The 17,633-nt window shown below is 68.1% G+C and carries 15 protein-coding genes; 12 read left to right on the forward strand and 3 right to left on the reverse strand.

The features are described 5' to 3' along the window. Positions 1-73 precede the first annotated feature (73 nt). The 4 genes from G5B31_RS15535 to G5B31_RS15550 all read left to right on the forward strand — a co-directional run bounded on the left by G5B31_RS15535 (position 74) and on the right by G5B31_RS15550 (position 4,952). Positions 74-2,329, forward strand: coding sequence for an NADP-dependent malic enzyme (locus G5B31_RS15535; protein WP_165019118.1), 2,256 nt, complete (start codon positions 74-76; stop codon positions 2,327-2,329). Between the two features lie 63 nt (positions 2,330-2,392). Then, a complete protein-coding gene (locus G5B31_RS15540; RefSeq protein WP_165019119.1) occupies positions 2,393-3,292 on the forward strand; it encodes a D-amino acid aminotransferase in 900 nt (299 codons plus the stop codon). Between the two features lie 3 nt (positions 3,293-3,295). Then, complete coding sequence (locus tag G5B31_RS15545; protein WP_240904445.1) at positions 3,296-4,009, forward strand: HAD family hydrolase; 714 nt, start codon at positions 3,296-3,298, stop codon at positions 4,007-4,009. Between the two features lie 22 nt (positions 4,010-4,031). After that, the gene (locus G5B31_RS15550) at positions 4,032-4,952 is read left to right on the forward strand and encodes a hypothetical protein (protein WP_165019120.1); all 921 of its coding nucleotides are present in this window, start codon (positions 4,032-4,034) and stop codon (positions 4,950-4,952) included. Here the strand turns inward: G5B31_RS15550 and G5B31_RS15555 are convergent, their stop codons facing one another. Next, a complete protein-coding gene (locus tag G5B31_RS15555) occupies positions 4,953-6,182 on the reverse strand; it encodes an argininosuccinate synthase (protein ID WP_165019121.1) in 1,230 nt (409 codons plus the stop codon). A 100-nt stretch (positions 6,183-6,282) separates the two neighbouring features. On the opposite strand from G5B31_RS15555, the gene ilvA reads away from it, so the two are divergent. After that, positions 6,283-7,530 carry a threonine ammonia-lyase IlvA gene (ilvA, locus tag G5B31_RS15560; protein WP_165019122.1) on the forward strand — a complete coding sequence of 416 codons (1,248 nt, stop codon included), beginning with the start codon at positions 6,283-6,285 and terminating at the stop codon, positions 7,528-7,530. Here ilvA and G5B31_RS15565 read toward each other — a convergent pair. Beyond that, the gene (locus tag G5B31_RS15565; protein ID WP_165019123.1) at positions 7,527-7,859 is read right to left on the reverse strand and encodes an Hpt domain-containing protein; all 333 of its coding nucleotides are present in this window, start codon (positions 7,857-7,859) and stop codon (positions 7,527-7,529) included. The two genes, ilvA and G5B31_RS15565, sit on opposite strands and share 4 nt — an antisense overlap. A 183-nt stretch (positions 7,860-8,042) precedes the next feature. Between G5B31_RS15565 and G5B31_RS15570 the strand changes: the two genes are divergently transcribed. Then, positions 8,043-9,290, forward strand: coding sequence for a PP2C family protein-serine/threonine phosphatase (locus G5B31_RS15570; RefSeq protein WP_165019124.1), 1,248 nt, complete (start codon positions 8,043-8,045; stop codon positions 9,288-9,290). Here the strand turns inward: G5B31_RS15570 and G5B31_RS15575 are convergent. Next, positions 9,278-9,724 (reverse strand): NUDIX hydrolase, encoded by a 447-nt coding sequence (locus tag G5B31_RS15575; protein WP_165019125.1) that lies wholly within the window; start codon positions 9,722-9,724, stop codon positions 9,278-9,280. The genes G5B31_RS15570 and G5B31_RS15575 overlap by 13 nt on opposite strands. A gap of 78 nt (positions 9,725-9,802) precedes the next feature. On the opposite strand from G5B31_RS15575, the gene G5B31_RS15580 reads away from it, so the two are divergent. The 6 genes from G5B31_RS15580 (at position 9,803) to G5B31_RS15605 (ending at position 17,608) form a co-directional block, all read left to right on the forward strand. Then, positions 9,803-10,810, forward strand: coding sequence for an Hsp33 family molecular chaperone HslO (locus tag G5B31_RS15580; protein WP_165019126.1), 1,008 nt, complete (start codon positions 9,803-9,805; stop codon positions 10,808-10,810). Beyond that, positions 10,800-11,384, forward strand: a complete 585-nt coding sequence (locus tag G5B31_RS15585; protein ID WP_165019127.1) for a CoA pyrophosphatase — start codon at positions 10,800-10,802, stop codon at positions 11,382-11,384. Before G5B31_RS15580 ends, G5B31_RS15585 begins: the two co-directional genes overlap by 11 nt. Before the next feature lie 3 nt (positions 11,385-11,387). Beyond that, a complete protein-coding gene (locus tag G5B31_RS15590; protein WP_165019128.1) occupies positions 11,388-12,527 on the forward strand; it encodes a CCA tRNA nucleotidyltransferase in 1,140 nt (379 codons plus the stop codon). Positions 12,528-12,690: 163 nt separating this feature from the next. Continuing rightward, positions 12,691-14,541, forward strand: a complete 1,851-nt coding sequence (locus tag G5B31_RS15595; protein WP_165019129.1) for an ABC transporter ATP-binding protein — start codon at positions 12,691-12,693, stop codon at positions 14,539-14,541. Next, on the forward strand, positions 14,538-16,385 hold the full coding sequence (locus G5B31_RS15600) for an ABC transporter ATP-binding protein (protein WP_165019130.1): 1,848 nt from the start codon (positions 14,538-14,540) through the stop codon (positions 16,383-16,385). The genes G5B31_RS15595 and G5B31_RS15600 overlap by 4 nt, the downstream gene beginning before the upstream one ends. Beyond that, positions 16,382-17,608, forward strand: coding sequence for a class I SAM-dependent RNA methyltransferase (locus G5B31_RS15605; protein WP_165019131.1), 1,227 nt, complete (start codon positions 16,382-16,384; stop codon positions 17,606-17,608). Before G5B31_RS15600 ends, G5B31_RS15605 begins: the two co-directional genes overlap by 4 nt. Positions 17,609-17,633: the final 25 nt, after the last annotated feature.

The following is a 17,633-nucleotide window of genomic DNA, read 5'->3' on the forward strand; positions in this document are numbered from 1 at the left end:
AGCCGCAAACAGGCTTTTCAGGCTGCGGGCCCGGGTCTATGAGCCAAGGGCTTGCAAACAGGATGGCCCCCTGATGACCCGCACGAAAATCACGCCCGAAGAAGCGCTTGCCTACCATCTGGAGCCCCGGCCGGGGAAATACGACGTGGTCGCCTCGACCCCGATGGCGACGCAGCGCGACCTGTCGCTGGCTTACAGCCCCGGCGTCGCGGTGCCGGTGCAGGCCATCGCCGACGATCCCTCCACCGCCTACGACTATACGGTCAAGGGCAACATGGTGGCGGTGATCTCGAACGGGACGGCGATCCTGGGGATGGGGAACCTGGGGGCGCTGGCCTCGAAGCCGGTGATGGAAGGCAAGGCGGTGCTGTTCAAGCGCTTCGCCGACGTCAATGCCATCGACATCGAGCTGGACAGCGAGGATGCGGACGAGATCATCAAGGCGGTCAGCCTGATGGGGCCGACCTTCGGCGGCATCAACCTCGAGGACATCAAGGCGCCGGAGTGCTTCATCATCGAGAGCCGGCTGAAGGAGATCATGGACATCCCGGTGTTCCATGACGACCAGCACGGCACCGCGGTGATCTGCGCCGCCGGGCTGATCAACGCGCTGGAACTGTCGGGCAAGAAGATCGAGGACTGCCGGATCGTGCTGAACGGCGCCGGGGCCGCGGGGATCGCCTGCCTGGAGCTGATCAAGACCATGGGCGCGCGGCACGAGAACTGCATCATGTGCGACACCAAGGGGGTGATCTGGCAAGGCCGGACCGAGGGGATGAACCAGTGGAAATCGGCCCATGCGGTGAAGACCGAGTTGCGCACGCTGGAAGAGGCGATGGCGGGGGCGGACGTCTTCCTGGGAGTCAGTGCCAAGGGGGCGGTGACGCCGGAAATGGTCTCGATCATGGCGGAAAACCCGGTGATCTTCGCCATGGCAAACCCGGACCCCGAGATCACGCCGGAGGAGGCTCATGCCGTGCGGCCCGATGCCATCGTGGCGACCGGGCGGTCGGACTACCCGAACCAGGTCAACAACGTCCTCGGCTTCCCCTATCTGTTCCGGGGCGCGCTGGACATCCACGCCCGGGCGATCAACGACGAGATGAAGCTGGCCTGCGCCCGGGCGCTGGCAACGCTGGCGCGCGAGGATGTGCCGGATGAGGTGGCGATGGCCTATGGCCGGAAACTCTCCTTCGGGCGCGACTACATCATCCCGACGCCCTTCGACCCGCGGCTGATCTATGTAATCCCGCCGGCGGTGGCGAAGGCGGGGATGGACACCGGCGTCGCCCGCCGGCCGATCATCGACATGAAGGCCTACGAGGCCGGGCTGAAGGCGCGGATGGACCCGACCGCCAGCATTCTGCAAGGTGTCCATGCCCGCGCAAGGCAGGCGCAGGCGCGGATGATCTTCGCCGAGGGCGACGACACCCGGGTGCTGCGGGCGGCGGTGGCCTATCAGCGCAGCGGTCTGGGCAAGGCGCTGGTGGTGGGGCGCGAGGCCGACGTGAAGGAGAAGCTGGATGCCGCCGGCCTGGCCGATGCGGTGCGCGAGCTGGAGGTGGTGAATGCCGCCAACACCCGGCATCTGGAGGTCTACAAGGATTTCCTCTACGCCCGGTTGCAGCGGCAGGGCCATGACCGGCAGGACGTGCATCGGCTGGCCTCGCGCGACCGCCACGTCTTCGCCGCGCTGATGCTGGCGCATGGCCATGGCGACGGGCTGGTGACCGGGGCGACGCGGAAGTCGGCGCATGTGCTGAACCTGATCAACACCGTCTTCGACGCCTCGGCCGCCGATGGTGCGGTGGGGGTGACGGCGCTTCTGCACAAGGGGAGGATCGTGCTGATCGCCGACACGCTGGTGCATGAATGGCCCGAGGAAGAGGACCTTGCCACCATCGCCATCCGCGCCGCCGGGGTGGCGCGCAACCTCGGCCTCGACCCGCGGGTGGCCTTCGTCAGCTTCTCGACCTTCGGCTATCCGGTCAGCGAGCGGGCGACCAAGATGCACCGGGCGCCAGCCGTGCTGGACCGGATGAAGGTGGATTTCGAATACGAAGGCGAGATGACGGTGGACGTGGCGCTGAACCCCGACCAGATGAAGCACTATCCCTTCAGCCGCCTGACCGGCCCGGCCAATATCCTGGTGGTGCCGGCGCGGCATTCGGCCTCGATCTCGGTCAAGCTGATGCAGGAGATGGCGGGCGCCACCGTGATCGGGCCGATCCTGACCGGGGTGAAGAAGCCGATCCAGATCTGCTCGACCAATGCCACGGTGAACGACATCCTGAACATGGCGGTGATGGCGGCCTGCCGGATGGGGTGACGCGGGGCCTTCCCCTTTCGCCGCCCGCGGCCTAGCCTCCGGCGAAACAGCCGGAGGCCCGCCATGACCGACCATGTTTCCACCCACCAGGCCGAGGAGGATGCCCGCAACGAGGACATCCTGATCTGGGTCGACGGCGCGTTGAAGCCGAAGGCGCAGGCGGTGGTCTCGGTCTACGATTCCGGCTTCATGCTGGGCGACGGGGTGTGGGAGGGGATCAGGCTCTACAACGGGCGCTGGTCCTTCATCGACGAGCATATCGACCGGCTGTTCGAGGCGGCGAAGGCCATCGACCTGGACATCGGCTGCAGCCGGAACGAGGTGATTTCCGCCGTGCTGGAGACGCAGAAGGCCAATGGCATGGTGACGGATGCCCATTGCCGGCTGATGGTCACGCGGGGGGTGAAGACCCGGCCGTTCCAGCATCCGCGGCTGTCGCAGCAGGGGCCGACCATGGTGATCATCATGGAACATTCGCGGCCGAAGATCCCGCGCCCCATTGCCCTGGCCACCGTGCCGCACCTGCGCGGCCTGCCGATGACGCAGGACCCGAAGCTGAACAGCCACTCCAAGCTGAACTGCATCCTGGCCTGCATCGCGGCGCAGAAGGCCGGCGCGGACGAGGCGCTGATGCTGGACGTGCATGGTTTCGTGAACACCACCAACGCCTGCAACTTCTTCATCGTCCGCAAGGGCGAGGTCTGGACCAGCACCGGCGACTACTGCATGAACGGCATCACCCGTCAGAAGGTGATCGACCTCTGCCGCGCCAACGGCATCCCGGTGTTCCAGCGCAACTTCAGCCTGGTCGACACCTACGGCGCCGACGAGGCCTTCCTGACCGGCACCTTCGGCGCGCAGACCCCGGTGGGCAGCATCGACGGCCGGCAGATCGGCAGCGGCCAGATGGGGCCGGTGACGGAGCGGCTGCGCGGGCTTTACAAGCAGCTGGTCGGGGCCTGAGCCATGAAGATCGCCATGTGGAGCGGCCCGCGGAATCTGTCCACCGCGATGATGTATGCCTTCGCCGCCCGCGGCGATTGCGCGGTCTGGGACGAACCCTTTTACGCCGCCTACCTGGCCGCCACCGGGATCGACCATCCGATGGCCGGGCAGGTGATCGCGGCCGGTCAGCCCGATCCGGTCAAGGTGGCGGCCGCCTGTCTGGGGCCGAACCCGGAGGCAAAGCCGCTCTGGTATCAGAAGCACATGACCCTGCACATGATCCCGGGCTTCGACCGCGGTTTCCTTAAGGGGCTGACCAACGTCTTCCTGATCCGCCACCCCGCCCGGGTGGTCGCCAGCTATTCCAAGAAGCGGGAGAAGCCCACGCTGGAAGACATCGGATTCGTCCAGCAGGCGGACCTGTTCGATCAGGTGGCCGACCATCTGGGCGCCGCCCCGCCGGTGGTGGATTCGGCTGCCATCCGGGCCAATCCGCGGGAGGCGTTGGAGGGGTTGTGCCGCAAGCTCGGCATCTCCTTCACCGAGTCGATGCTGCACTGGCCGGCCGGGCCGAAGCCCTATGACGGCGCCTGGGCGCCGCATTGGTATAACGCCGTCCATGCCTCCACCGGCTTCGACGATCCCGAAGGCCCCTTGCCGGACCTGCCCGCGGAATACCGGGCCTTGGTGGATCGGGCGATTCCCTATTACGATCGGCTCAGCCGTTACTGCTGAACCGATTTGAAGGAAGCCGATTATGACCGACCTTCCTGCCCCCGGGGCAGAGGCGGACCCGTCCGCCCAGGCCCTTGCCGACGCCCTGCCCGAAATCCGCTCTGCCAAGACCAGGGGCTGGGCGTTCTGCGCGCTGATCGTTGCGGTTTCCGCCGTGCTGCTGATCCTGCTGTCGGGGGTGGAAGGCAGCTTCCAATGGGTGATCATCATCCTGTTCATGGGCGGCTTCGGGCTTGTCAGCATCCATGCCTGGGTCCGCAAGCAGCACGAACGCGCGGTGATGCCGGTGATCGCCCGCGCCTTCGGGCTGGGCTACGTGAAATCGCCGAAGGATTTCTATCCGACCCTGCCGAAGAACTTCATCCCGCAGGGCGGCCAACGCTCGGTGGACGACATGATGAGCGGCACGGTCGCCGGCCGCAGCTTCCGCTTCGCCGAATGCAAGACCGAGACCGGCGGAAAGAATTCCTCCACCCTGTTCCAGGGGCTGGTGCTGGAGGTCCGCGCCAGCGGCTCGGTGCCCGAATTCATCATCGCCTCGGAGAAGGAGACCAAGGGCTTCCTGTTCTTCAAGGGCAAGGTGCAGGTCGAGGGGATGGAGTTGATCCGCCAATCCACCGGCAGCGACGGCCAAACCTATGGCTTGTGGTCCCGCCCCGGCGGGCCGCGGCCGATGGCGGGCCTGGATGCCTTCATGGATCGGATCATCGCCCTGGGGCCAAGAGTGCTGGGCAGCGCCACGCTCTATTCGCTGGTGTCCACCGGGCAATATTATTACGTCAGCCTGCGCCACAAGCGTGACCTCTACCGCATCGGCGGGCTGTTCGCCGACGAGACCGAGGTGATGTCGAATGTCCGCATGGCGGCGCGGGAACTCGGCCACCCCATCGAACTGGCGGCCGAAATCCTGCGCGCGGAAGAGGCGCTGCTGGCGGCGAAGTGACTACTTCTTCGCCACCCGGGCGTTGCGGGTGGCGATCAGCCGCAGGCGCAGGGCGTTCAGGCGGATGAAGCCCTCGGCGTCCTTCTGGTCGTATGCGCCGGCGTCCTCCTCGAAGGTGACGTGTTTCTCGCTGTAAAGCGTGTGCTCCGACCAGCGGGCCACGGTGGCGGCGCGGCCCTTGTAGAGCTTCACGCGGACGGTGCCGGTGACATGCTCCTGCGTCTTGTCGATCAGGGCCTGTAGCGCCTCGCGTTCCGGGCTGAACCAGAAGCCGTTGTAAATCAGTTCCGCATAGCGCGGCATGATCGAATCCTTCAGGTGGCCCGCGCCGGCGTCCAGCGTGATCTGCTCGATGCCGCGGTGGGCCTCCAGCAGGATGGTGCCGCCGGGGGTTTCGTAGACGCCGCGGGATTTCATGCCGACGAAGCGGTTCTCCACCAGGTCCAGCACGCCGACGCCATGCTTGCCGCCGATTTCGTTCAGCTTGGTCAGAATCGTCGCGGGCGACATCCGCTCGCCGTTGATCGCCACGGCATCGCCCTTCTCGAAGGCGATTTCCACCATCTCGGGCGTGTCGGGGGCCTGTTCCACGGGGACCACGCGCTGCAGCACATAGTCCGGGAACTCATCCGCCGGGTTTTCCAGCACCCGGCCTTCGGACGAGGTGTGCAGCAGGTTGGCATCCACGCTGAACGGCGCCTCGCCGCGCTTGTCCTTGGCGATGGGAATCTGGTTCGCCTCGGCGAATTCCAAGAGCTTCGTCCGGCTGGTCAGGTCCCACAGCCGCCAGGGCGCGATCACCTTGATCGCCGGGTCCAGCGCCGCCGCCGACAGCTCGAACCGCACCTGGTCGTTGCCCTTGCCGGTGGCGCCATGGGCCACGGCATCGGCGCCGTGTTTGTGGGCGATTTCCACCAGATGCTTGGAGATCAGCGGCCGGGCGATCGAGGTGCCCAGCAGATACAGCCCTTCATACAGCGCATTGGCCCGGAACATCGGGAAGACGAAATCGCGCACGAATTCCTCGCGCACGTCCATGATGTGGATGTTCTCCGGCTTGATGCCCAAGAGCACCGCCTTGTCGCGCGCCGGCCCCAGTTCCTCGCCCTGGCCCAGGTCGGCGGTGAAGGTGATCACCTCGCAGCCGTATTCGGTTTGCAGCCATTTCAGGATGATCGAGGTGTCGAGGCCGCCGGAATAGGCAAGGACGACTTTCTTGGGCTTCTGCATTTGGGCCTCCGCAGGGCGAAACTGGCCGGGGTCTATTGGGTTTCGCTTGTGTAAACAAGACCGATTGGCCTTGGCCCGCTCCCGCTGTAGGGTCGCCCGCATGAGCGATTTTCCCGAAAATGCCCGCACCGCGGCCCAGGCGATCCGGGGTCTCTTCCCCGAAACCCCGTTGCAGCGGAACGACCATCTGTCGGCCCGCTATGGCGCCGAAATCTGGCTGAAGCGCGAGGATTTGACGCCGGTGCGCAGCTACAAGCTGCGGGGCGCGTTCAACGCCATGCGCAAGGTGCGGGCGAAGGACCCGGGCCAAGGCCATTTCGTCTGCGCCAGCGCCGGCAACCATGCGCAGGGCGTGGCCTTCGCCTGTCGGCATTTCGGGGTGCGCGGCACCATCTTCATGCCCGTGACGACGCCGCAGCAGAAGATCGACAAGACCCGCATCTTCGGCGGCGAGGCGGTGAAGATCCAGCTGACCGGCGACTATTTCGACCAGACCCTTGCGGCGGCGCAGGAGTTCTGCCGGGCCGAGGGGGCGCATTTCCTGGCCCCCTTCGACGATGCCGACGTGATCGAGGGGCAGGCCAGCGTGGCGGTGGAGATCATCGACCAGCTGGGCCGGGCGCCGGACCTGGTGGTGCTGCCGGTCGGCGGCGGCGGGCTGGCGGCGGGCGTCACCGGCTACCTGCGCGAGGTGGCGCCGCAGGTGCGGTTCCGCTTCGTGGAGCCCTTGGGCGGGGCCAGCCTGAGGACGGCGCTGGAACAGGGCGGGCCGGTCAAGCTGCCGCGGCTGAACAGCTTCGTCGACGGGGCGGCGGTGGCGCGGATCGGCGAACTGCCCTTCCGCCGGCTGGACTGGGCGCGGCCCGAGGAGGTGCATCTGGCGCCGGAGGACCGCATCTGCATCACCATGCTGGAGATGCTGAACGTCGAGGGCATCGTGCTGGAACCCGCCGGCGCGCTGTCGGTGGACGTGCTGCCGGAACTGGCGGAGGAGATTCGCGGCAAGACCGTGGTCTGCGTCACCTCCGGCGGGAATTTCGACTTCGAGCGGCTGCCCGAGGTGAAGGAACGCGCGCAGCGCTTCGCCGGGCTGAAGAAGTATTTCATCCTGCGGATGCCGCAGCGGCCGGGCGCGCTGCGGGAATTCCTGTCGATGCTGGGGCCGGAGGATGACATCAGCCGCTTCGAATACCTGAAGAAATCGGCGCGCAACTTCGGCTCAGTCCTGATCGGGATCGAGACCAAGCACGCCGAGAACTTCGCCGCCTTCACCGGCCGGATGGATGCCGCGGACTTCACCTACCGCGACATCACCCATGACGAGGCGCTGGCCGAATTCCTGATCTAGGCGGCATCGCCCTTGGCCAGGGCGCCGAGGAAAGCCGCCTTCGATGCCCGGTAGACGGCGACGATCCGCCCCAGGTCGACGCCGGCCCCGTCGCCCTGTCCGGCCCGGCGCTCCCCCTCCTGGCACAGGGCGGACAGGTCCTTCAGCCCCAGGTTCAGCGCCGATCCCTTCAGGAAGTGCAGTTCCGCCTCCAGCCGGCTATCGGGCGGGCCGGCGGCGATGCGGGCCACCACCTCATCTGCCTCTTCCAGGAAAAGCGCCGCCACATCGGCCAGAGCCTCCGCGCCGATTTCGGCCCGCAATTCGGCAAGCCTGTTCCATTCGATCATCACCAACCCTCCGCAGCCTGCGGTTACACCCGGCTGGAAAGGTCCCAGACCCGCCTTAACAAAGCGTAACCCCGCGCCGCCCTGTCGCCGCGAATTTTAGCCTTCACCGGCGCTTAACACCCCCGGGCGCAAAGCTGGCCGAAGGTTGCGTGGGAGTGATCGCAGGTGCGCGGCGCAGGGGCTATGACGGACAGGCAGGAAGACGACGACGGCGATGCCGCCTTCCGCGTGCTGGTGGTGGACGACAGCCGCGCGCAGCGGCACATCCTGGCCATGTATCTGCGCAAATGGGGCTATGAGGTGATCGAGGCCGCCTCGGGCGAGGAGGCGCTGGCGATCTGCGCCGATCTGCCCGTGGGCTTCGTCATCAGCGACTGGATGATGCCCGGCATGACCGGGGTGGAATTCTGCAGCCGGTTCAAGTCCTTGCCGCGCGACAGCTACGGTTATTTCATCCTGCTGACCTCGAAGTCCGAGAAATCGGAAATCGCCGACGGCCTTCTGGCCGGGGCCGACGATTTCGTGCCGAAGCCGGTGGGCAGCGACGAATTGCGCGCCCGCCTGCGCGCCGGCCAGCGCATCCTGTCGATGCGGTCCGAACTGGTCGAGAAGAACCGCCTGATCGCCGCCAACATGAAGGAGTTGCAGGCGCTTTACGATTCGCTCGACCGCGATCTGGTCGAGGCGCGCAAGCTGCAGCAGACATTGGTGCGCGACAGGTTCCGCGATTTCGGCGCCGCCACCGCCAGCCTGATGATTCGCAGCTCGGGCCATGTCGGCGGCGATCTGGTCGGCGCCTTCCAGATCGACGACCGGCGGGTGGCGGTCTATTCGGTCGATGTCTCCGGCCATGGCGTCGCCTCGGCGATGATGACGGCGCGGCTGGCGGGCTATCTGTCCGGCAGCTCGCCCGACCAGAACCTGGCGTTCCAGCAATTGCCCGATGGCCGGCGCGAGGTGCGGCGCCCCTCCGAGATCGCCCGTGCCTTCAACCGGCTGATGCTGGAGGACATCCAGGTCGAGCAGTATTTCACCATGGCCTATGCCGAACTGGACCTGCCCACCGGCCGGGTGGTGCTGGCGCAGGCCGGCCATCCGCATCCGATGGTGCTGCGCGCCGGCGGCCGGCTGGAGCGGGTGGGGACCGGCGGGCTGCCGGTCGGGTTGATCCCCGATGCGGGCTATGAGGACAGCAGCCTGACGCTGGCCCCCGGCGACCGGCTGTTCCTGATGTCGGACGGGTTGACCGAATGCCCCGGACGGGACGGCTTCGACCTTGGCGAGGAGGGGCTGGCGCGGATGCTGCAACGCCTGTCCGCGCTGGACAGCCCGGCGCTGTTCGAGGCGCTGGTCTGGGACCTGGCCGACTTCGCCGGGACCGACCATTTCGCCGACGACGTGTCGGGCGTGCTGCTGGACTACCTCGGATAGCCCGCAACCAGCGCCAGCATCGCCCGGTCGCCGTCGTTCGCCAGCAGATCCAATGCCTGCCCTACCGGCATCCAGACCGCGGTATGTCCGGCCTCGGTCGGCGGGCCGTGGGGACGGACCGGGCGGGCGAGGTAGACGGTGCACAGCTTCTCGGCCCAGCGGTCGTATTCCGGCATGTAGGTGAAGCGGCGGAAGGCGCCGATCCGACGGGGGGCGGCGATGCGCCAGCCGGTCTCCTCGATCACCTCGCGATGCAGGGCGGCGATGGGATGCTCGCCCCGGTCGATGCCGCCGCCGGGCAACTGGAACTCGGGCCGCGGCTGGTCCTGGTGGGTGACGAGGATGTCGCCGCCCAGCATCAGCACGGCATAGACGCCGGGGCGGGGGCGATAGCGCTGCCCCGGTTTGACCGCTTCGCCGAAACGCCGGATCATCCTCGCCCCTTGGTCATCGCTGCGCTTGCGCCTATATAGCGCGGATTGCCAGACATGGCGCCGCAAGGAAACCCCCCAATGGCCACCGGCTACCAACTCGCCTGGGACGATACCGTCCTGCCCTTCCAGCTGGACCAGTCCGGCATCCGCGGCCGCGTGGCGCGGCTGGACGGCGTGCTGGACCAGGTGCTGAAGCAGCACGACTATCCCCCGGCGATCGAGGCGCTGGTGGCGGAGACCGCGCTGCTGACGGCGCTGATCGGCCAGACCGTCAAGCTGCGCTGGAAGCTGTCGCTGCAGGTGCGCGGCAAGGGCGCGGCCCGGCTGATCGCCACCGACTATTACGGCCCGCAGGCCGAGGGCGAACCCGCGCGCATCCGCGCCTATGCCAGTTTCGATGCCGAGCGGCTGGACCCGCAGGCCGATCCGTTCAGCCAGATCGGCGAAGGCTATTTCGCGGTGATGCTGGACCAGGGCGAGGGGATGCTGCCCTACCAGGGCTTCACCCCCATTGCCGGGGGCGGGCTTTCCGCCTGTGCAGAGACGTATTTCGCCCAGTCCGAGCAGATTCCGACCCGGTTCTCGCTGGCCTTCGGCCGCAGCACCGAGCCGGACCGGGCCGAGCATTGGCGGGCCGGCGGGGTGATGCTGCAGCACATGCCGCAGACCGGCGGCGTCGCGGCCGAGGGCGGCAGCGGCGAGGGCGGGCTGCTGACCCATGCCGACATCCTGTCGGGCGAGGCGTCTGAGGACTGGAACCGCGCCAACCTGCTGCTGGACACGGTGGAAGAACTGGAGATGATCGGCCCTTCGGTGGCGCCGACCGACCTGCTGGTGCGGCTGTTCCACGAAGAAAGCCCGCGCGTCTTCGAGGCCCAGCCGGTGCGCTTCGGCTGCTCCTGCTCCGAGGAGAAGGTGCGCAGCACGATGTCGATCTATAGCCAGAAGGACATCGCCCGGATGACGACCGACAAGGGCGTCGTCACCGCCGACTGCCAGTTCTGCGGCGCGCATTACGAGCTGGACCCGAAGACGCTGGGCTTCGAGGCCGAGGGGGCGAAGACCGAGGTGAAGAATGGCGGTTGAGGACCGCCTGAACGAGATCCTGCGCCGCCGGACCGGCGATACCTCCGACTACGACCTGAACCCCGGCCAGCATCTGCCGCCCGGCCAGGCCCTGCGCCCGGCGGCGGTGCTGGTGCCGGTCTGGCTGCGGCCGCAGGGGCCGCGGGTGATCCTGACCAAGCGCTCCTCGCATCTGCAGCACCATCCCGGGCAGGTCGCCTTTCCGGGCGGCAAGATCGACGCCGGCGATGGCTCGCCCGAGGCGGCGGCGCTGCGGGAATCGGCCGAGGAGATCGGGCTTTCCGCCGGTTTGGTGACGATTCTGGGCCGGCTGCCGGCGCATGAGACGGTGACCGGCTTTTCGGTCACCCCAGTGCTGGCGACAGTGGCCGAGGGCTTCACGCCGGTGCCCGAGGCGGGCGAGGTCGATGAGGTTTTCGACGTGCCGCTGGAGCATGTGCTGGACCGCGGCCGCTATGTCATCGAAGGCCGGCGCTGGCGCGGCGAGTGGCGGCGCTATTATGCTGTGCCCTGGGGCCCCTATTACATCTGGGGTGCGACCGCGCGAATCCTGCGCGGGCTGGCGGACGGATAGGCGATGCGGATCGGTGGGAACTGGCTGGAACGGCAGGAGACGCAAGCTGTGCTGGACTGCCTGGCCTCGGGCGGGTTCCAGGCGCTGCTGGTCGGCGGCTGCGTGCGCAACGCGCTGCTGGGGGTGGAGGTGGCGGATGTGGACATCGCCACCGATGCGCGGCCGGAAACAGTCTCTAAGCTGGCGGAAAAGGCCGGTTTCCATGTGGTGCCGACCGGCATCGGCCATGGCACGGTGACGGTGGTCTCCGGCGGCATCCCGCATGAGATCACCACCTTCCGCCGCGATGTAGAGACCGACGGCCGGCGGGCGGTGGTGGCCTTCTCCGACCATATCGCCGAGGATGCGGCGCGGCGGGATTTCACCATGAATGCGCTTTATGCCCGGGCGGACGGGCAGGTGATCGACCCGCTGGGCGGGTTGCCCGACCTGCTGGCGCGGCGGCTGCGTTTCGTCGGCGATGCGGAGACCCGCATCCGCGAGGACTACCTGCGCATCCTGCGCTTCTTCCGCTTCCATGCCTGGTATGGCGACCCGCAGGAGGGTTTGGACCCGGAAGGGCTGGCCGCCTGCGCTGCGCTTTCCGCTGGATTAGAGACGATTTCCCGCGAAAGGATCGGCGCCGAGATGCGCAAGCTGCTGGCCGCGCCGGACCCGGCGCCTGCCGTGGCAGCGATGGCGCAGGCCGGTGTTCTGACCCGGATCCTGCCGGGGGCCGACCCGCGCGCGCTGGCGCCGCTGGTGCATCTGGAGGGCGGCCTGCCGCCCCGCTGGCAGCGGCGGCTGGCGGTGCTGGGCGGGCAGGACCGCGGAGCCCGGCTGCGGCTGTCGAACCCGGAAAAGCGGCAGCTGGCGGCGCTGGACGAGGCGCTGTCCGGCATGGACTCGCCCGCCGTGCTGGGCTGGCGGCTCGGGGCCGAGGGCGGCACGGATGCCGTGCTGGCGCGGGCGGCGCTGACGGGCGCCCCGCCGCCGGCGGGTTGGCAGGCCGAAGTTGTCCGCGGCGCGACGGCGGAATTCCCGGTGAAGGCGGCCGACCTGCCCGGTCTGGCCGGCCCCACATTGGGCAGGCGCCTGAAGGAGCTGGAGCGGCGTTGGTGCGACTCCGCCCTTCGCCTGAGCAAAGAGCAGCTTCTGGCGTGACAAGCCGCGCGCTTTGCGCTAGGAACGGCCGGCCAGCAGAAGGAGCAGGACATGGACGATGGGATCAACCGACACCTGATCTGACAGGTTCGTGACCCATCCGGCGCGGCCTGTCGTGGCCGCCTGACTTCCATGCCCTTCCAAATCCTGCGAGATTCCCGCCATGTTCGGCTTCTTCGAGACTCTGGTCGATCCCTACGCGCCCTATGAGCAGACCGACGCCCCGCCGCGCCGGCTCTGGCCCTTCCTGAAGGACTATATCCGGCCGTTCCGCACCGTCTTCATCATCACCGCCCTGTTCTCGGTGGGGAATGCGGTGCTGGATGTCGGGCTGATCTGGTATCTCGGCCGGCTGGTCGACCTGATGTCGGGCCAGACGCCTCAGAGCTTTCTTTCCAGCCACTGGACCGAGATCGTGGCGGCGGCGGTGGTCATCCTGTTCGTCCGGCCCATCGTCGCCGGCGGATCGGTGGGGCTGTTGCACAACACCATCCTGACCAACTTCGGCACCATGATGCGCTGGCGGGCGCACCGGCACGTGCTGCGCCAGCCCGTCGGCTGGTTCGAGAGCGATTTCGCCGGCCGGATCGCCAACCGGATCATGCAGGCGCCCCCGGCGGCGGGGGATGCGGTGTTCCAGGTCTTCGACATGGCGGCCTTCGCGGCGGCAACCTTCATCGGTGCGCTGCTGATGCTGGCCGAGGCCGACCCGCGGCTGATGGTGCCGCTGCTGCTGTGGGTGCTGGGCTATCTGGCGCTGATGCGCTGGACGATCCGCCGCGCCGGCCCGGCCTCGACCGCGGCGAGCGAGGCGCGCTCGGCGGTGACGGGCCGGGTGGTGGACAGCTATACCAACATCCACTCGGTCAAGCTGTTCGCGCACCGCGAGGCGGAGCTGGACTATGCCAAGGAGGCCATTGAGGGCGCGCGCAAGGCGTTCCAGACCGAAATGCGGATCGTCACCAAGATGGACGTGGCGCTGACCTTCATCAACGGGCTGATGATCCTGGGCGTCGGCGGGCTGGCGCTGTGGTTCTGGGTGCAGGGGTCGGCCACGGTGGGCGTGGTGGCGGCGGCGGTGGCGCTGGTGCTGCGGATCAACTCGATGACCTACTGGATCATGTGGGCCTCGACCAATCTGGTGCAGAACCTCGGCACGCTGGCCGAGGGGATGGAGACCATCGCGCAACCGATCACGCTGGTGGACCGGCCGGACGCCAGGCCGCTGGAGTTCCGGGCCGGGCGGATCGAGATCCAGAACGTCAGCCACCATTACGGCCGCGGCTCCGGCGGGCTGCGGGACGTGTCGCTGACCGTGCGGCCGGGGGAACGGATCGGCGTGGTCGGACGGTCGGGCGCGGGCAAGTCGACGCTGGTGAAGCTGATGCTGCGGTTCTACGACGCCGAGGCCGGGCGGATCCTGATCGACGGTCAGGACATCGCGCAGGTGACGCAGGATTCCCTGCGGCAGAAGATCGGCATGGTGCAGCAGGATTCCTCGCTGATGCACCGCTCGGTCCGGGACAACATCCTGTATGGCCGCCCGGAGGCGACCGAGGCCGAGATGGTGGAGGCCGCGAAACGGGCGGAGGCGCACGACTTCATCCTGACGCTGGAGGACCCGCAGGCCCGCAAGGGCTATGACGCCCATGTCGGCGAGCGGGGGGTGAAGCTGTCGGGCGGTCAGCGGCAGCGGGTGGCGCTGGCGCGGGTGATCCTGAAGGACGCGCCGGTGCTGATCCTGGACGAGGCGACCTCGGCCTTGGACTCCGAGGCAGAAGCCGCCATTCAGGAGGCGCTGTATGGCGTGATGGCGGGCAAGACCGTGATCGCCATCGCGCATCGCCTGTCGACCATCGCGGCGATGGACCGGATCGTGGTGCTGGAAGACGGGGCGATCGCCGAAGAAGGCACCCATGCGGAACTTCTGGCGCAGAACGGGCTTTACGCCCGGTTCTGGGCCCGGCAATCCGGCGGGTTCATCGGGCTGGAGGAAGAGGAGGCCGCCGAGTGAGCGCATTGATCAGGCTGGGCGACGCCATCGACGCCTTCCGCCCGGCGGAAGGAAACCCGCCGCAACGGCTGGGCGCGTTCATGCGCTGGTGCCTGTCCGGGTCCTGGCCGATGCTGGTGCTGGCGGGGGTGCTGTCCTCGCTGGCCGGGGTGACCGAGGTGGTTTCCGCCCTGATCCTCGGCTGGGTGATCGACGCCGCGGTCGATGCCGGGCCGGAGGCGTTCTTTCCGCAGCACTGGTCGCTGGTGATCTGGTTCCTGGTCTTCTACCTGGTGCTGCGGCCGCTGGCTTTTGCGGTCTCCTCGGCCTCGAACAGCATCGTCATCGGGCCGAACGTGATGCCGCTGGTCCTCAGCCGCCTGCACCGCTGGACTTTGGGGCAGGCGGTCACCTTCTTCGACAACGATTTTGCCGGGCGGATCGCGCAGAAGCAGATGCAGGCGGCCCGCGCGGTGACCGATGTGGCGACCGAGGTGATCAACACCGTCTGCTTCGCGCTGGCCTCGGTGATCGGCTCGGCGATCTTCCTGGTCGCGGTGGACGGCAAGGTCGGGCTGGCGCTCTTGGTCTGGCTGGTGGCCTATCTTCTGCTGATCCGCTTTTTCCTGCCGATGATCCGCACCAACTCGGCCGCCCGGGCGGCTTCCCGCGCCATGGTCTCGGGGCAGGTGGTGGACACGATCACCAACATCAAGACGGTGAAGCTGTTTGCCCATGCCGCCTTCGAGGATCGGGTGGCGCTGGGCGCGATGGAGGTGTTCCGGGACCGGTCGCTGGAATTCGGGGTGATCTCCACCTGGTTCCGCTTCGCGCTGATGCTGCTGGCCGGGGTGCTGCCGGTCCTGCTGATCGGCGGCACGGTGCTGCTGTGGCAGGCGGGCCACGCCACCGCGGGCGAGATCGCGGCAGCGGGGGCCATCGCGCTGCGGATCGCGCAGATGTCGGGCTGGGTCAGCTTTACCCTGATGGGGATCTATACCTCGGTCGGCGAGGTCGAGGACGGGATGCGCACCCTCTCGGCTCCGCATGAACTGACCGACGCGCCGGATGCGGTGGAGCTGCCGCGGGTGAAGGGCGAGATCCATTTCGACAACGTGACCTTCGCCTATGGCCGCAGCCGCGGCGGGGTGCAGGGCGTCCGGCTGAAGGTGAAGGCGGGCGAGAAGCTGGGGATCGTGGGCGCCAGCGGGGCGGGGAAATCGTCTCTGGTCTCGCTGCTTTTGCGGCTCTACGACCCGGAACAGGGCCGGATCACCGTGGACGGTTTCGACCTGCGCAAGGTGCGGCAGGAGTCGCTCCGCCGGCAGATCGGCATGGTCACGCAGGAGACGGCGATGTTCAACCGCTCCGCCCGCGACAACATCGCCTATGGCCGGCCGGATGCGACCGAGGCCGAGATCATTGCCGCGGCCAAGGCGGCGGAGGCGGATGAGTTCATCGCGGCGATGGCCGACCATCAGGGCCGCAAGGGTTACGACGCCTTCCTGGGGGAACGCGGCGTCAAGCTGTCCGGCGGCCAGCGCCAGCGGATCGCGCTCGCCCGCGCCTTCCTGAAGGACGCGCCGATCCTGGTGCTGGACGAGGCGACCTCGGCGCTGGACTCCGAAGTGGAGGCCAGTATCCAGGAGGCGCTGGAGCGGGTGATGCAGGGCAAGACCGTGCTGGCCATCGCGCATAGGCTGTCGACCATCGCGGCAATGGACCGGATCATCGTGCTGGACCGCGGGCGGATCGTCGAGGAAGGCTCGCACGAGGCGCTTTTGGCGCAGGACGGGCTTTACGCGCGCTACTGGAAGCGGCAAAGCGGCGGCTTCATCGGCACCGAGGAAGACGAGACCCCGTGAGTTTCACCATCGAAAGGCTGGGCCATCTGGGCCATGGCATCGCCAGCGGCCCCACCGGGCCGCTTTACGCGCCCGGCGTGCTGCCGGGCGAGGTGGTGGAGGGCGATCCCGCCGGCGACCGGCTGGAGAATGTCCGCATCCTTACCCCCAGCGTGGACCGGGTGAAGCCGCCCTGTCCCCATGCCCGCGCCTGCGGCGGCTGCCAGTTGCAGCACGCCTCGGATGGATTCGTGGCCGGGTGGAAGCGCGGGGTGGTGGCGACTGCGCTGGCGGCGCAGGGGCTGGCGACCGATGGGCTGTGCGGCGAGGTGATCACCTCGCCGCCCCGGTCCCGCCGCCGGGCCACGGTGGCGGCGCGCAAGACCAAGGGCGGGGCGCTGGTCGGCTTCCACGCCCGCGGGTCGGATGTGATCATCCCGGTGCCGGGCTGCATCCTGCTGCACCCGTCGCTGCTGGCGCTGTTCCCGGCGGTGGAGGCCTTGGCGGTAGCCGGGGGCTCGCGGTCGCAAGCCTTGGCGGTGACGCTGACTCACAGCCTGACCGGCCCGGACGTGCGGGTGGAGGGCGGCAAGCCCTTGGACGCCGCGCTGCGGATGGAATTGGCGCGGCTGGCGGAACGCTTTGCGCTGGCCCGGCTGACCTGGGGCGAGGAGACGGTGGCGCTGCGGGCGATGCCGGAGCAGGGCTTCGGCGCCGCAAGGGTGCAGATGCCGCCCGCCGCCTTCCTTCAGGCCACCGCCGAGGGCGAGGCGGCGCTGGTTTCGGCGGTGAAACAGGCTCTGACACAGCAGAAACGGGTGGCAGACTTGTTCGCCGGCATGGGCACCTTCACCCTGCCGCTGGCCGAAACGGCCGAGGTCCTGGCCTATGAGGGCGACCCCGCCATGACCGCCGCGCTGGACAAGGCCGCCCGTGCCACGCCGGGGTTGAAGCGGATCGTGGCCGAGAAGCGGGACCTGTTCCGCCGCCCGCTGGAGCCCGACGAATTGCGCGGCCTGACCGGAGTGGTGATCGACCCGCCCCGCGCCGGGGCCGAGGCGCAGGTGCAAAGGCTGGCGGCCAGCAATGTGCCGGTGATCGCCATGGTCTCCTGCAACCCGGCCACCTTCGCCCGCGACGCCCGCATCCTGACCGAGGGCGGCTATGCGCTGGAGCGGGTGCAGGTGGTGGACCAGTTCCGCTGGTCGCACCACGTCGAGCTGGTGGCACGCTTCCGCCGTTGACGCATCCGTGAGCGGTCCGGTCGCA

This window comes from Rhodobacter sp. SGA-6-6, from assembly GCF_011043545.1.
Classification (GTDB): Bacteria; Pseudomonadota; Alphaproteobacteria; order Rhodobacterales; family Rhodobacteraceae; genus Pseudogemmobacter.

Coding starts and splice junctions, on each gene's coding strand:
- ilvA (WP_165019122.1), top strand. CDS start 6,283: ATGAGCGATTTTCCCGAAAATGCCCGCACCGCGGCCCAGGCGATCCGG.
- G5B31_RS15585 (WP_165019127.1), top strand. CDS start 10,800: ATGGCGGTTGAGGACCGCCTGAACGAGATCCTGCGCCGCCGGACCGGC.
- G5B31_RS15550 (WP_165019120.1), top strand. CDS start 4,032: ATGACCGACCTTCCTGCCCCCGGGGCAGAGGCGGACCCGTCCGCCCAG.
- G5B31_RS15565 (WP_165019123.1), bottom strand. CDS start 7,859: ATGATCGAATGGAACAGGCTTGCCGAATTGCGGGCCGAAATCGGCGCG.
- G5B31_RS15575 (WP_165019125.1), bottom strand. CDS start 9,724: ATGATCCGGCGTTTCGGCGAAGCGGTCAAACCGGGGCAGCGCTATCGC.
- G5B31_RS15535 (WP_165019118.1), top strand. CDS start 74: ATGACCCGCACGAAAATCACGCCCGAAGAAGCGCTTGCCTACCATCTG.
- G5B31_RS15555 (WP_165019121.1), bottom strand. CDS start 6,182: ATGCAGAAGCCCAAGAAAGTCGTCCTTGCCTATTCCGGCGGCCTCGAC.
- G5B31_RS15540 (WP_165019119.1), top strand. CDS start 2,393: ATGACCGACCATGTTTCCACCCACCAGGCCGAGGAGGATGCCCGCAAC.
- G5B31_RS15545 (WP_240904445.1), top strand. CDS start 3,296: ATGAAGATCGCCATGTGGAGCGGCCCGCGGAATCTGTCCACCGCGATG.
- G5B31_RS15595 (WP_165019129.1), top strand. CDS start 12,691: ATGTTCGGCTTCTTCGAGACTCTGGTCGATCCCTACGCGCCCTATGAG.
- G5B31_RS15580 (WP_165019126.1), top strand. CDS start 9,803: ATGGCCACCGGCTACCAACTCGCCTGGGACGATACCGTCCTGCCCTTC.
- G5B31_RS15590 (WP_165019128.1), top strand. CDS start 11,388: ATGCGGATCGGTGGGAACTGGCTGGAACGGCAGGAGACGCAAGCTGTG.
- G5B31_RS15570 (WP_165019124.1), top strand. CDS start 8,043: ATGACGGACAGGCAGGAAGACGACGACGGCGATGCCGCCTTCCGCGTG.